General features: G+C 67.1%; 13 protein-coding genes. 4 read left to right on the forward strand and 9 right to left on the reverse strand.

Going from position 1 to position 13,705, the window contains the following annotated elements; all coding sequences use genetic code 11:
• Positions 1–37 precede the first annotated feature (37 nt).
• The gene (locus ACMGFH_RS07965; RefSeq protein WP_415382423.1) at positions 38–172 is read right to left on the reverse strand and encodes a hypothetical protein; all 135 of its coding nucleotides are present in this window, start codon (positions 170–172) and stop codon (positions 38–40) included.
• A 128-nt stretch (positions 173–300) separates the two neighbouring features.
• Between ACMGFH_RS07965 and ACMGFH_RS07970 the strand changes: the two genes are divergently transcribed.
• Complete coding sequence (locus ACMGFH_RS07970) at positions 301–1,977, forward strand: tRNA uridine(34) 5-carboxymethylaminomethyl modification radical SAM/GNAT enzyme Elp3 (protein WP_415382425.1); 1,677 nt, start codon at positions 301–303, stop codon at positions 1,975–1,977.
• 297 nt (positions 1,978–2,274) lie between these two features.
• On the opposite strand, the gene ACMGFH_RS07975 is transcribed toward ACMGFH_RS07970, so the two are convergent.
• Positions 2,275–3,168 carry a hypothetical protein gene (locus tag ACMGFH_RS07975; RefSeq protein WP_415382426.1) on the reverse strand — a complete coding sequence of 298 codons (894 nt, stop codon included), beginning with the start codon at positions 3,166–3,168 and terminating at the stop codon, positions 2,275–2,277.
• A gap of 141 nt (positions 3,169–3,309) precedes the next feature.
• Between ACMGFH_RS07975 and ACMGFH_RS07980 the strand changes: the two genes are divergently transcribed.
• From ACMGFH_RS07980 to ACMGFH_RS07990, 3 genes are all read left to right on the forward strand, one after another.
• The gene (locus ACMGFH_RS07980; protein WP_415382428.1) at positions 3,310–3,999 is read left to right on the forward strand and encodes an MBL fold metallo-hydrolase; all 690 of its coding nucleotides are present in this window, start codon (positions 3,310–3,312) and stop codon (positions 3,997–3,999) included.
• Between the two features lie 676 nt (positions 4,000–4,675).
• Positions 4,676–6,865 carry a ribosome rescue protein RqcH gene (rqcH, locus tag ACMGFH_RS07985; RefSeq protein WP_415382429.1) on the forward strand — a complete coding sequence of 730 codons (2,190 nt, stop codon included), beginning with the start codon at positions 4,676–4,678 and terminating at the stop codon, positions 6,863–6,865.
• A 79-nt stretch (positions 6,866–6,944) separates the two neighbouring features.
• Positions 6,945–7,241 carry a hypothetical protein gene (locus tag ACMGFH_RS07990; protein ID WP_415382430.1) on the forward strand — a complete coding sequence of 99 codons (297 nt, stop codon included), beginning with the start codon at positions 6,945–6,947 and terminating at the stop codon, positions 7,239–7,241.
• A 39-nt stretch (positions 7,242–7,280) separates the two neighbouring features.
• Here ACMGFH_RS07990 and ACMGFH_RS07995 read toward each other — a convergent pair whose 3' ends face one another.
• The 7 genes from ACMGFH_RS07995 to ACMGFH_RS08025 all read right to left on the reverse strand — a co-directional run bounded on the left by ACMGFH_RS07995 (position 7,281) and on the right by ACMGFH_RS08025 (position 13,538).
• The gene (locus ACMGFH_RS07995) at positions 7,281–7,694 is read right to left on the reverse strand and encodes a DUF5778 family protein (RefSeq protein WP_415382431.1); all 414 of its coding nucleotides are present in this window, start codon (positions 7,692–7,694) and stop codon (positions 7,281–7,283) included.
• A gap of 204 nt (positions 7,695–7,898) precedes the next feature.
• Positions 7,899–8,093 (reverse strand): cold-shock protein, encoded by a 195-nt coding sequence (locus tag ACMGFH_RS08000; RefSeq protein ID WP_123537499.1) that lies wholly within the window; start codon positions 8,091–8,093, stop codon positions 7,899–7,901.
• Between the two features lie 2 nt (positions 8,094–8,095).
• Positions 8,096–8,290 carry a cold-shock protein gene (locus ACMGFH_RS08005; RefSeq protein WP_123537499.1) on the reverse strand — a complete coding sequence of 65 codons (195 nt, stop codon included), beginning with the start codon at positions 8,288–8,290 and terminating at the stop codon, positions 8,096–8,098.
• A 2-nt stretch (positions 8,291–8,292) separates the two neighbouring features.
• Positions 8,293–8,487 (reverse strand): cold-shock protein, encoded by a 195-nt coding sequence (locus tag ACMGFH_RS08010; RefSeq protein ID WP_006883802.1) that lies wholly within the window; start codon positions 8,485–8,487, stop codon positions 8,293–8,295.
• 63 nt (positions 8,488–8,550) lie between these two features.
• On the reverse strand, positions 8,551–11,775 hold the full coding sequence (locus ACMGFH_RS08015) for an FAD-binding and (Fe-S)-binding domain-containing protein (RefSeq protein ID WP_415382433.1): 3,225 nt from the start codon (positions 11,773–11,775) through the stop codon (positions 8,551–8,553).
• 508 nt (positions 11,776–12,283) lie between these two features.
• Positions 12,284–12,970, reverse strand: a complete 687-nt coding sequence (locus tag ACMGFH_RS08020) for an RAD55 family ATPase (protein ID WP_415382434.1) — start codon at positions 12,968–12,970, stop codon at positions 12,284–12,286.
• Positions 12,957–13,538: a HalX domain-containing protein gene (locus tag ACMGFH_RS08025; RefSeq protein WP_415382436.1), complete on the reverse strand. Its 582-nt coding sequence runs from the start codon at positions 13,536–13,538 to the stop codon at positions 12,957–12,959. The genes ACMGFH_RS08020 and ACMGFH_RS08025 overlap by 14 nt, the downstream gene beginning before the upstream one ends.
• Positions 13,539–13,705: the final 167 nt, after the last annotated feature.

Genomic DNA, 13,705 nt, shown 5'->3' on the forward strand with positions numbered 1-13,705 from the left:
GTCGCGCGACGGACGACACGACGGCGTGGCCGACGCCTCAGTCGCGGATCGTCCGGATGCCCTTCTTCGCACCGTAGTACGCCCACTCGGCGGAGTAACAGAAGACGCAGCCGCGGAATTTCGGCCTGCTCGGCCCCTCATCCGACTCGCTCGCTTCGGCTGTGGCGGTCATACCGGATGAGAGGACTCGTCGGGCAAGAAGGTGCCGGCGGGTGTGCGCGGCGAGTGCACGGGTCGCTAGACCGCTCTCCGGGCGAGCGACACGCTTATTCGCGCCAGGCGACGAAAGCACACAACGCGATGAGCACCGAGACGCCGGACGCGACAGAGGCCGAGGCAGACGAGCCCGAGGCCTTCCTGGAGGCCTGCGGGGAGCTGGTCGACCGCATCCTCGCCGGCGATATCGAGAAAGACGACGTCGAGCGGGCGAAAAAGGAGGTCTGCGGGAAGTACTCCTCGCCGAAGGTCCCGCGCAACTCCGACCTGATCGACTTCGGACCGGAGGACCGGCGCGAGGAACTGGAGGAGGTCCTCCAGCGCAAGCCCGTCCGGACCGCCTCGGGCGTCTCGCCGGTGGCGATCATGACCTCGCCGAAGCGCTGTCCCCACGGGAAGTGCCTCTACTGCCCGGGCGGCCCCGACTCCGAGTTCTCCTCCTCGCAGTCCTACACGGGCCACGAGCCCGCAGCGGCCCGCGGCGTGCAGAACGACTACGACCCGTACGGGCAGGTCCGCCTGCGGCTCGAACAGCTCCGCCAGATCGGTCACCCCGTCGACAAGGTCGAACTCATCCTGATGGGCGGGACGATGACCGCCCGGAGCCACGACTACCAGGAGTGGTTCGTCAAGCGGGCCTTAGAGGCGATGAACGAGTACGACCCCGAGGGGACACCCGAGCCGGCCGAGGACGAGAGCTTCGCGCAGGACCCCGAGGAGTACGACTTCAGCTACGTCGAGGACGTGATCGCCGAGAACGAGACCGCGGACGTTCGCAACATCGCCACCACGTTCGAGACCAAGCCCGACTGGTGTGATCCCGAGCAGATCGACCGGATGCTCGATCTCGGCGCGACGAAGGTCGAGGTCGGCGTCCAGACCACCTTCGAGCGGATCAACCGCGAGATGCACCGCGGCCACGGCACGCAGGACGCCATCGACGCCAACCGCCGACTTCGGGACTCGGGCTTCAAGGTCGGCTTCCACATGATGCCGGGTCAGCCCGGGATGAGCAAGGAGATGTGTCTGGAGGACTTCCGGCGCATCTTCGAGAACACCGACTGGCGCCCGGACTTCCTGAAGATCTACCCCACCCTCGTCGTCGAGGGGACGGTCACCTACGACTGGTGGCGCAAAGACGAGTTCGAGCCCCTTTCCAACGACGAGGCGGCCGAACTGGTCGCGGAGATCAAGTCGATGATCCCCGAGTACACCCGGCTCCAGCGCGTCCAGCGCGACATCCCCGCGGACTTCATCGAGGGCGGCGTCTGGAAGTCGAACCTCCGCCAGCTGGCCCGCCAGCGCATGGACGAGCACGGCTGGACCTGCGACTGCATCCGCTGTCGCGAGGTCGGCCACCACGACGAGACGCCCGGGGAGATCACCCTCGAGACGGACACCTACGAGGTCGCCGGCGGGCGGGAACACTTCATCAGCTTCGAGGACCGCGAGAAGGGCATCCTCGTCGGCTTCTGTCGCCTGCGGTTCCCGAACGACCCGGTCAGGCGGGAGCTCGAAGATGCCGCCGTCGTCCGCGAACTCCACGTCTACGGCAGCGAGGTCGGCGTCGGACAGTCCGCTGAAGAGGGCGGACAGCAACACCGCGGGTACGGTACGCGGCTCGTCCACGAGGCCGAGCGGCTGGCCGCCGACGCGGGCTACGGAAAACTGGCCGTCCTCTCGGGTATCGGCGTCCGGCAGTACTACCGGGAGAAGCTCGGCTACCGACAGGACGGCCCGTACGTGAGCAAGCGGTTGTGAGCGGTTAGACCGAGCGCGAGCGAAGCGAGCACTCGGCTTTTGGTCCAGATTTTGCGGGGCGGGTTCCCGCAGCGAGCGCGAGGCTCGAACGGAGTGAGAGCCTCGGTGCGAACGGGGTCCTGTCGAACGGAGTGAGACAGGGTTCGGAAGACGAGCGGGGTGAGTCTTCCGGTGAGCGAAGCGACGCGTGAGCGAACGAACGTGAGCGAGGAAACCCGCCCCGCAAAAGGTGGGACCTGGGCCGTACGTGAGCAAGCGGTTGTAATTGGCTCGGACGGAACCTCCGGCGACGGTTCGCTACTCCTCGTCCACGTAACTCCCGTAATCGACTTCGGCCCAGTAGAGGTCGCCGTCGTAACGGACGACGTAGGACCCGTCGTAGTCGGTTTCCTCGACGGGTTCGTGGGCCCGGAAGCGGTCGACCAGCGAATCGAACGCTTCGTTGTCGCTGTCCTCCACCCAGTAAGTGCCGTTGACGGCCCCGTCTACGATTTTTCGTTCTCCATCTGAGAGCCCGGAGAGTTCGAACTCGTAGCGCTCGCGGAGCGACGCCGCGTAGGCTTCGTGACTCTCGGCTGCCTCGCTCGCCTCGTAGCGGTAGACAGTCAGCGTCTCCCGTTCGGTCTGCGCGTCGATCGGATAGACCTCCCCCTCGTATCTGACCGCGTCGTACTCCTGTGTCGGGGCCAGTACCGACGACTCGGCGTCGGCCTCGGTGTAGATTGAATTGACGCCGATGTCGTACCCCGGTCCGAGGTTCGCGTCGGATCGGCCCTGCCAGAGCGCAAACTCCAGCGCCTCCCTGTCGACGGCCGGCAACTCCTCGTAGTCGACGACCGTGCCGTCGACTGACGAGGCGTTGAGATCGACCCGGATATCGACCTTATATCCCGGCTCGGTCCCGTTCTCGGCGTAGTCGAGTGCGTAGAACCGCCCGCCGTGGCGGAACGGCAGTTGCGCTTCGACCGGCGGGTCGTCGTCGACCGCCGTGGCGGTGCCGTTCTCGATGGCGTCCAGTATCAGATCGCTGTCGTCGTCTCCCGATTCGTCGGTGGGCGCGGGATGGCTCGCTTCCTCGGCGAGTGCGGTGTCGTTGACGGGACTCATGGAGAGCGACCCCGCTGCCGAACACCCGCCCAGTCCCGCGAGGAGAGCGACTAAGACGAGGGCGAAGACAGTCCGCTGTCTCATATCGGTGCGTCGTGGATGCGACATGAATGTCTTGTGCAGGCCCAAATCGAGATTTGACTCTCGATCGGGAGACAGCCGCCGAGTCGCGGAACCGGTACGGCCAGTACCGTTTTCCCCCTCGATCGATAATTAGTGACGTACATGCCGACGCGACTCGCGGAGGGGGTGTGGATGCTGGACCTCGGATTGTTCCCGCCGCTGTCGACTAACGGGTACCTCGTCGACGACGGGACCGTCACGCTGATCGACCCGGGGCTGTTCTGGAACCGACCGTCGCTCGGGTCGGAACTGAACGAGATCGGCTACGAAGTCGCGGACATCGACCGGGTCTTCCTCACGCACTACGACCTCGACCACACCGGCGGGCTGCGAGCGCTCGACGAGTCGTTCGACGGCCCCGTCTACATCGGCGCGGACGACCTCGCGATGGTTCGCCGGGAGCAACACCCCAAACTGGTCCACCACAAGGGCCTGTTCCACCGGGTCGCGCGGCGGCTGTTCCCGCTGCCGAGCCACATGGATCTCCGCGGCGTGGAGGACGGCGAGAAGATCGACCGGTTCACCGCGTTTCACACGCCCGGGCACAATCCGGGCCACACCGTCTTCGTCCACGACTCCGGCGTCGCGTTCCTCGGCGATCTCGTCTGGGAGAGCGACGGTCGGCTGACGCCGCCGATCTGGTTCGACTCCTACGACATGCGCGAGATCGACGAGAGCATCCGCCGACTCGGCGAGCGGATCCCCCCCTTCGAGGTCGCAGCGGTCGCCCACGGGACGCCGCTGATCCGGGACGGGAGAACGAAACTGCTGGAGTGTGCTGCCCGTCTGTGATCTCGTCTGACGTTCTCAGGTTTCGAGCGGCTCGCTCCTGTGCTTCGTTCAGTACGAGATGCTTGTTGAGCAGTGATTTCTGTGGGTTCGGTTGCGGAATGAAGTCGAGTCAGAGTGACCGCAGCCAACAGTAGGCGTTGAAAGCCCTCGGCGCGCTCGCGGTCGCTGAGCGACATACCCTCGCTGCGCTCGGGTAGTGGTCGCTCAGCCGATTCCGCTCACTCCGTTCGCCGCGAGCGCGCCTCGCCCTTTCAGTCCACCAGGACGTCAGGACCCTCACCGCACACCACCGCGCCTCACACCTCCCCAACCGATTGCGGTGCTCACTCCGTTGCGCTCCTCATCCCTCGCACGGTGCAGTCGCGGCACGGAGGCCGCGACAGCGCGCGCCACCGCGATTGTTCACGCTGCGGGCTATACTGAGCATCCGTGCCGAGCGAAGCGAGGCGCGGTTCACCGGTCGCAAGGGAGCGAAGCGACCGCCGCGACCGGCCTTTTTCACCCATGTTTTTGGCTAGCGAGGGACCGAAGGTCCCTCGGACCATGCGAACGGGCGGCGAAGCCGCCCGTGAGCAGACGGGGGGTCGCGAGCAACGCGAGCGACCCCCCGGCCAAAAAGATGGTCGCTGAAAAGATGGTCCGACAGGGCTTTGCGGCCGAGGGCGGACGTTGGGATATGGACAGAAAGCGGGAGCTGACGAGCGTCGACCTCGCGGCGCTGGAGGGCGAGCTGTCGGTCTACGAGGGGGCGGGCGTCGGCAAGGTGTATCTCTATCCCGACGCCGACCTGTTGCGGTTTCGGATGCGCCACTACGACCACGGTCGGACGGAGTTACTCGTCGAAGTGGGAGAGAACAAACGGGTCAACGTCACCCACCCAGACCACGTCCCCGAGGCGCCAGAGCGGCCGCCGAACTTCGCGATGATGCTGCGGAATCGGATGCAGGGCGCCGAACTCACCGACGTCTCCCAGTACGAGTTCGACCGCATCCTCGAACTCACGTTCGAGCGCGACGAGGAGACGACGCGCGTGGTGGCCGAGCTGTTCGGCGACGGCAACGTCGCCATCCTCGACGGGACCGGCGAAGTCATCGACTGCCTGGAGACGGTCCGGCTGAAGTCGCGGACCGTCGCGCCGGGCGCCCAGTACGAGTTCCCGAGCGCGCGGTTCAACCCGCTCGGCGTCGACTACGACGCCTTCGCGGCGCGGATGCGCGACTCCGACTCCGACCTCGTGCGGACGCTCGCGACGCAGCTCAACTTCGGCGGCCTCTACGGCGAGGAACTGTGCACGCTCGCCGGCGTCGACTACAACGTCCCCATCGAGGAGGCGACGGACGAGCAACTGCGGGCGCTCTACGACGCCCTCCGACGGCTGGCCGACCGACTGGCGGACAGCGACCTCGACCCGCGGGTCTACTACGAGCTCTCGAATCCCGACGCCGAGGACCCGACCGACGACGAGGACGAGATCGACGGACAGCGCGTGGACGTGACGCCGGTCCCGCTGGCGGAGTACGACCAGCGCTACGGCGTTCCCTTCGAGTCGTTCAACGAGGCGCTCGACGACTACTTCACGTACGCCAGCGACGAAGACGACGACGCGGGCGACGCGGCCGGCGGTGCCAGCCAGCGCCCGGACTTCGAGTCGGAGATCGAGAAAAACGAGCGGATCATCCAGCAGCAGCAGGGCGCCATCGAGGACTTCGAGGAACAGGCCGAGCGCGAGCGCGAGAACGCCGAGGCGCTCTACGCCAACTACGACCTGGTCGACGACATCCTGTCGACGATCCGCGAGGCGCGCGCGGCCGACCACTCGTGGGACGACATCGAGGAACGCTTCGCCGAGGGAGCCGAGCAGGGCATCCCCGCCGCCGAGGCCGTCGTCTCGCTCGACGGGAGCGAGGGGACGGTGACGGTCGATATCGACGGCGAGCGCGTCACGCTGGACGCCAGCGACGGCGTCGAGAAGAACGCCGACCGCCTGTACACGGAGGCAAAGCGCATCGAGGGCAAGAAGGAAGGCGCCGAGGAAGCCATCGCGCAGACGCGCACGGAGCTGGAGGAAGTCAAAGAACGCCGCGACGAGTGGGAAGCCGCCGAAGCGGGCGAGGCCGGCGCCGGGGGTGAAGACGGCGAGTCCGACGAGGAGGACGGCGAGGACGAGGAGGTCGACTGGCTGTCCGAGCCGTCGATCCCGGTCCGCCAGTCCGAGCACTGGTACGAGGACTTCCGGTGGTTCCACACCAGCGACGGCTTCCTCGTCATCGGCGGGCGCGACGCCGAGGACAACGAGGATCTGGTCAAGAAGTACCTCGACCGCGGCGACCGCTTCTTCCACGCGCAGGCCCACGGCGGCCCGGCGACCATCCTGAAGGCCACCGGGCCGAGCGAGTCTTACGACGGCGATGTCGACATTCCGGAGTCGAGCAAGCGCGAGGCGGCACAGTTCGCGGTCTCGTACTCCTCGATCTGGAAGGACGGCAAGTTCGCCGGCGACGTCTACGAGGTGAGCCCGGACCAGGTGTCGAAGACCCCCGAGAGCGGCGAGTTCCTGGAGAAGGGCGGGTTCGCCATCCGCGGCGACCGGACTTACTACGAGAACACCGAGGTCGGCGTCGCGGTCGGGATCACTTGCGAACCCGAGACGCGGGTCATCGGCGGTCCGCCGAACGCCATCGAGCCCGCGACGGAGACGGCTATCCGCGTCGAGCCCGGCCGCTACGCGCAGAACGACATCGCAAAGCGCCTCTATCGGGAGTTCAAGCAGCGATTCGCCGACGACTCGTTCCTCCGGAAGGTCGCCAGTCCCGACCGGATCCAGGAGTTCTTGCCCCCGGGCGGCAGTCGGATGAGCGACGACTGAGCCGACCCGAACGAGCGTCGGGAGTCCGCCCGGACGCGCGCTCCCGAAACCTATTTACTGCGGAGTGCTAACGTTCACCATGATCTCGGAGGCGCTGCTGGTCATCGGACTGCTAGTCCTCGTCTTCCTGCCGGGGCTGTGCTTCGTCGCGCTCTTCCGCCTCATCGACTACGTCGCGGACGACGAACTCATCGCACGCGTGGAGAACGGGGAGTTCCGGTCTGGATCGCCGATGCGTCGAACCGCCGGGAACCGCACGGAGCGCGCACCGAACCGATCCCCACCGGCCGGCGAAGAGGTCGTCTGTCGGGCGTGCGACGCCGAGAACTGGGATCACGCGGACTATTGCTGGAACTGTCTGACGGAGTTGCGCTGAGAACTGCCGCGTCTCGGGACCGAGGACTGCTCGCGCTGACTACTCCCGCGGTTCGACACCGACGACGTCGTAGCCGGCCTCGCGGACGGCCTCGACGAGTCCCTCCTGGTCGACGTCCGCCTCGTAGTAGAACACGACGTCGAAGGTGCCCTCGCGGAGGAGCTGCTGGCACTCCCAGATAAACTCGTCGCCGTCAAGGGTGAGCCCCTGGTGCTGGTTGACGCCGAACTCCGGGTCGTCGTTGCCGGAGTAGACGTAGGTGTCGGTCGGTTCGATACCGGCGTATTCGGCGATGTGGTTGCCGATCTCCAGGGTCGCCTCGTGGAGCGTCGGCTCCTGGTCGCCGGAGATGTCGGTGTGGACGATCAGCCCGACGAGTTCGATTTCGCCGGGTTCGAGGAGTGCCTGCGCGCGCTGGTACAGGTCCGTGTCGACGGCGTCGGCGTCGCTCATTGCCCGTAGGTGCGAGCCGCTGGCTCTTGTGTCCCACGGTCTGGCGTCGCCAGCATTGCCGCGATCGCGGCCGCTCGCCGAAGATATTCGGGAGCGCTCCCATGGAACTCGGGAGCGCTCGGCGTCGACGGCGAGTGGCTGCGCTGGCGCTCGCCGTCGGAACGGACGTGCCGCGGATGCGGCAGAATCCGTCGTCGAGTCGCCTTACAGGCGCTCGAGGTTCGTCGCGCGCGGGCCTTTGTCGGCCTGCTCGATGTCGAACTCGACCTCCTGCCCCTCCTCGAGGTCAGGACCGCCGACGTCCTCCATGTGGAAGAACACGTCTTCGTCGGCGTCGTCGGTATCGATGAAGCCGTAGCCGCCCGTGTCGTTGAAGAAGTCGACCTTGCCTTTGGCCATCGTTAGAGGCGCTCCAGGTTGGTGGCACGCGGACCCTTGTCCGCCTGCTCGATGTCGAACTCGACTTCCTGACCCTCTTCGAGGTCGGGGCCGCCGACGTCTTCCATGTGGAAGAAGACGTCCTCGTCCGCGTCGTCGGTGTCGATGAAGCCGTACCCGCCGGTGTCGTTGAAGAAGTCGACCTTCCCTTTCGCCATGGTTAGAGTCGCTCCAGGTTCTCGGCGCGCGGGCCTTTGTCTGCCTGAACGATGTCGAACTCGACTTCCTGCCCCTCCTCGAGGTCAGGACCGCCGATGTCCTCCATGTGGAAGAACACGTCCTCGTCGGCGTCGTCAGTGTCGATGAAACCGTAACCGCCCGTGTCGTTGAAGAAGTCTACCGTACCGGTCGCCATTGCGTATAGAGGGAGGTGATGCCCCTATTAAAACCTGGCGGGACACCACGAGTCATGCTAGCACTATCCACCGAGAGGCGGCACCGCGAGCGCGTCAGCGAGCCGTTCCACGGGGTGGGGCGGTCGCTCGTCTCCCTCGGCGCCGTCGCGGTCGCAGAGCTGTGACCGACAGGAGGCGCCCGGCGCGACGACCGTTTCGCCGCGGCTGTCGTCGACCTGGTCGAAGAGGATCCGTCCGATAGCGCGACTCATCGAGTAGTGCTCCGCCTCGTAGCCGAAGCTGCCGGCCATGCCGCAACAGCCCGAGTCGAGGGCGTCGACCTCGTAGCCGGCCCGCCGGAGGGCGCCGACGGCGTGGTGGTCCTTCTTGGTCGCCTTCTGGTGGCAGTGGCCGTGGTAGGTGAGCGTCTCCGCGGGCGCGTCGAACTCGATCACGTCGTCGAGACGGTTGCGGTCGACGTACTCGCAGACGCCGTAGGCGTTAGCCGCGACCGTCTCGACCGCTTCGCCCGAGAGCAGGTCGAGGTAGTCGTGCTGGAACATCACGGCGTCGGACGGTTCGACGACGACCAGGTCCCAGCCGTCCGCGAGGCGCGGGGCGAGCGCCTCGACGTTCCGCTCGGCGCGCTCGCGGGCGGTGTCGAGGAATCCCTTCGAGTGGGCGGCGCGCCCGCTGGCGGTCACGTCGTCGGGGACGTCCACGTGGACGCCCGCCGCTTCGAGGACGCGAACCGCCGCTTTCCCGGCCTCGGGATGACTGTAGTTGGTGTACGTGTCGGGGAAGACCAGCGCCTTCCGGTCGGTCCCGGATTCGGGGACGGCGGCCTCGCGGCCGGCGAACCAGTCGACGAACGACTCCCGCTCGAAGGTGGGAAGCGTCCGCTCGCGCGCGATGCCGAGCAGGCGCTCGGCGACGAGGCCGCTCCCCGGGAGCTTCTGGAGCCAGTTCGAGACGGGCGCGGTCGCGCTCCCGAGGGCGCTCAGCGTGTCGACGTTGGCGAAGAGCCGCTCGCGTATCGACGTGCCGTGCTCCTCGTGGTGGGCGTGTTCGACCTCGGCTTTGAGCTTCGCCATGTCGACCTCGCTCGGGCAGTCCCTGGCACAGCCCTTGCAGCCGATGCAGAGATCCAGCACCTCGCTCACGAACTCGTCGTCGGTCGGGTCCTCGGGCAGGTCGCCGCTCATCGCCTGGCGAAGCATGTTCGCCCGCCCGCGCGTCGCCGTGACCTCCTCGTCGGCCGCGCGGTAGGTCGGACACATCACGCCGCCGGTGGTCTCCTGGTCGCCCCGACAGCCGCCGCAGCCGTGACAGAGCTCGACCATCCCGGCCATTCCGTTGTCGTTGTCCCACTCCAGCGTCGGCTCGAAGGGGGCGTCGAACGCGTACTCGGGGTCGAATCGCAGGTTCTCGGTCATGTCGACCGTGCGGGCGCGGTCGGGCGCCTCGCCCGCCTCGACCGCCGCGGCGTCGACGCCGACGACCTGCCCGGGATTCAACAGCCAGTCCGGGTCGAACGTCGCCTTCAAGTCACGGAAGAGGCTCCAGACCTCCTCGCCGTACAGCTTCCGGTTCCACTGGGTGCGAGCGCGGCCGTCGCCGTGTTCGCCGGAGACGCTCCCGCGATACTCGACGACCAGGTCCGTCACCTCGTCGGCGATGGACTCCATCGTCTCGACGCCCTCGACCGTCTTCGTGTTGATCAGCGGCCGGATGTGCAGACAGCCGGGGCCCGCGTGGGCGTAGAAGCTCGCGTAGGTGTCGTGGGCTTCGAGGACGGCCTGAAAGTCCGCGACGAACTCCGGGAGGTTCTCCGGCGGCACCGCCGTGTCCTCGATGAAACTCCCGTGTTTGTCGTCGGTTGTCCGCGAGAGCAGGATCGGCAGACCGCTCTTGCGCAGCTTCCAGAACCGCGCGCGCTCGGCGTCGCCGTGCGCCTCGCGGGCGCCGAACGCCCGGATCGGGGCGTCGGTCGTTTCGGCGGCACCCTCCGTGGGATCCGCTTCGGTCGCAGCCCGGCCAGCGTCCGCGCCGGCCCCGTCGACCGTATAGACGGTCACTCCGCCCCCGCCCGGCTTGCCCAGCCGGTCGGCGATCAGGTCGGCGACGCGCTGTTTCCCCGCGTCGTCGGACTCGGCGTAGAACTCGACGAGGAGGACCGAGCCGGTCCCCTCCGGGAGCACAGAGTCGACGAGGTCGCCGAACTCCTCGGTCTCCTCGGCGAGGTCGAGGAGCACGCCGTCGAGCACCTCGACGGCCGCGGGATCGTGTTCGAGGATCGGCTGGACGTCTTCGAGCGCTTCCAGCAGCGTGTCGTAGGTCAAAAGCGCGAGTCCCTTCGTCTCGGGGACCGGTTCGAGCGAGACCGTCGCCTCGGTGACGATGGCCAGGGTGCCCTCGCTCCCGGCGAGCAGGCGGGCGACGTTGACGGTGGTCGGTTCGCCGTCTTCGCTCTGGGCGTCCAGCGCCTCCTGGGCCTCGGCGACGAACGCGTCGAGGTTGTACCCCGAGACGTTGCGCTTCAGTTCGGGGAACGCCGCCTCGACGCTCGCTATCTCCTCGTCGACGATCCGGGCGAGTTCGGCGTAGATGCGGGCTTCGAGGTCGTCGTCCTCGCTCGCGCTGTCTGCGGCGCTCGGCGCCGCGCTATCTGCTCGGTCTCGCAGTTCGTCGAGGGTCACCTCGCCGAAGCGGGTGACCGTCCCGTCGGCGAGGACGACCTCGCACTCCTCGACGTAGGCGTCGGTCTTGCCGTACTGCAGCGAGTGGGCGCCCGTCGAGTTGTTGCCGATGGCGCCGCCGAGCGCGGACTTGTCGCCCCAGGCGGGGTCCGGGGCGAACTTCAGGTCGTGTGGCGCGAGTTCGGCGTTCAGTTCGCCCAGGATCGCCCCCGGTTCGGCCCGGGCGACTCGCGCGTCCGGGTCGACGGAAAGGACCGCGTCCATGTGTCGCGTGAAGTCGAGGACGACCGCCTCGTTGACGGCCTGGCCGGCCAGCGAGGTACCGCCGCCCCGGGGGAGCACGGGGATCGACCGCTTCGCGCAGTAGGAGACGACTGCGGCGACGTCGGCCGTCGACCGGGGGTAGACGACGCCGACGGGCGTCACCTCGTAGAAGCTCGCGTCTGTCGCGTAGAGCTGTCGCGAGTAGTCGTCGAACCGGACCTCGCCCGCGACCCTGTCCCGGAGGTCGGCGACCAGTCCCGGTCGCGCCACCGCGTCGGCCGCGTAGTCGTAGTCCGCCCGCGGGTCCTGCGCGGGGTCGGAGTCCGGCCGGTCGCTCGTTCCCATTGCCGACGCCTACGCGTCTCCCCGGATTAAAGCTCTGCTTTCGGTGGGCGCGGTTGTAGCGTCAGACGGAACGGACGACGGCGGCGACGGCCGTCGCCCGTCCGAGACAGAATGCGAAATCTCGCTACTCGGGGCCGAGCAGCGTGTCCGATGACAGCACCACAGGTGCAGTGTGGCGTCGGTGGCTGGTAGTGATCGGTTGGCGTGCGATACCTCACGGCCTGTTCCGGGTCCAGGTTCCCGGAGCGATTCTCTTCGTCGACTGTCGGGCGTTCGCACGCCCGAACTTCGCAATAGACGATCGCAGAGATTCGGGGATAAAGGTTGCCCATAAGGACAGTTTAAGGAGATAGTATCGATTGTACGTCCGGTAATACCTCTGATTGTTCAACAGTATCCCGGGCCTCGATAGGTTTCGATCGAATCCCGAATCGCGCCCGGGAGACGCGTCTGGAGTGCGGACGGGACCGTGAGCGAAGACAGAGGGGGTGGCGGTGGGCGAAGCGAATCAGAACTCGCGCCACTCGGTGGGCTTGCCGGCCAGGCCGAGGACGCGGGCCTCGCGGCGGCCGTCCTCGTCCCGGATCTCGATCATGCCGTCGAACGCCTGCTTGATGACCTGGAGTGTCTGGTCGTCGTGGGCGCTGGAGTCGATGGTGAACAGGCCGAGGTAGCCCGCCGAGTCGAATCGCGAGGAGAGGACGTGGCAGAACTTGAAGACGGTCTTGCGGTCCGTGTACGTGAGCATCGTCGACAGCGACGTGAGGGCGAACCGGCCGCTCTCGGCGCCGTTGTTGTGGAGGTACTCCAGGCACTCCGTGATCCCGATACCGATGCCGGTGAGGTCGCCGGGCGACGAGACGTGGTAGACGTAACTCCCCGAGGCGGTGGCCTCGCCGCGGCGGCTACCGTCCCCGCGGCAGTCGACGACGGAGACGGTCGAGGGGTCGGCGTCGGGAGCGCGGTCGAGGAAGTCGTCGAGGACGCTCTCGGCGCGGTCACCGGTCGTGACGACGAGCGAGCCCTGTCCCTCCGCCGCGCCGTCGGCGAGCACGGACATCGCGAGGTCCTCCTTGCCGCTCATCGCCGGGCCGGAGACGAGGATGTTCGACCCGGGACGGACCGATTCGAGGACGTCGAACTCCAGAACGTCGGTCAGGTCGTAGGCCGTCTCTGAGTCGCTACTCCTCGCCATCGCTCAACCCCCGTAGCGTCGCGATGAAGTCCTCGTCCCCCTCGATACCTCCGAGCGCGTCCCCCAGGTCGTCACGGAGCCCGTCTATCCGCTCCTGTAACCGCGCGTACTCCTCGTTGTCGGCGAGTTCGGCGCTGCTCTTGGTCGCTTCCAGGGTCGCCTGGGTCTCGACCAGCGAGTAGTACTCCTGGAGCAGGTCGTCGTACTCCGACCGCTCCAGCAGGTTCTCCACCGTGTCGTGGAGCTGCTCGCTCCGGATTGGCTTGCAGAGATAGGCGTCGAAGCCCATCTCGAGGATGTCGAAGTCCGGCTCGACCGCCGTGACCATGGCGACGCGACACTCGAGGCCTCGCTCTCGGATGCGCTTGAGCACCTCGTCGCCCGAGAGACCGGGCATCATCCGGTCCAGCAGAACCACGTCCACGTCGTCGTCCAGTTTCGCCAGCCCCTCGTCCCCACTCTGGGCCATTCTGACCTCGTACTCGTCGGCGAGCCAGAGGTTGTACGTCTCCGCGACGTCGGGCTCGTCCTCGACGATGAGTACGACTGGCGTGTCCGATCCTTTCATCTGCTCTCTACGGCGTCGTTGTTGTTCATCACACATAGCCCTGTGGGTAGCCGCCCCGGTCAAGATGGCAGAGAGCGCCGGGATTTCGGCGGATTCGCGACCCGACGCTCGGTCCTGTGGCCGGCTCCTCGACCCCCGCTCGACGGGCCTCGACGCGGGTCCGAGTC

It is taken from the genome of Halosimplex rarum (genome assembly GCF_047715405.1).
GTDB classification, from domain to species: domain Archaea; phylum Halobacteriota; class Halobacteria; order Halobacteriales; family Haloarculaceae; genus Halosimplex; species Halosimplex rarum.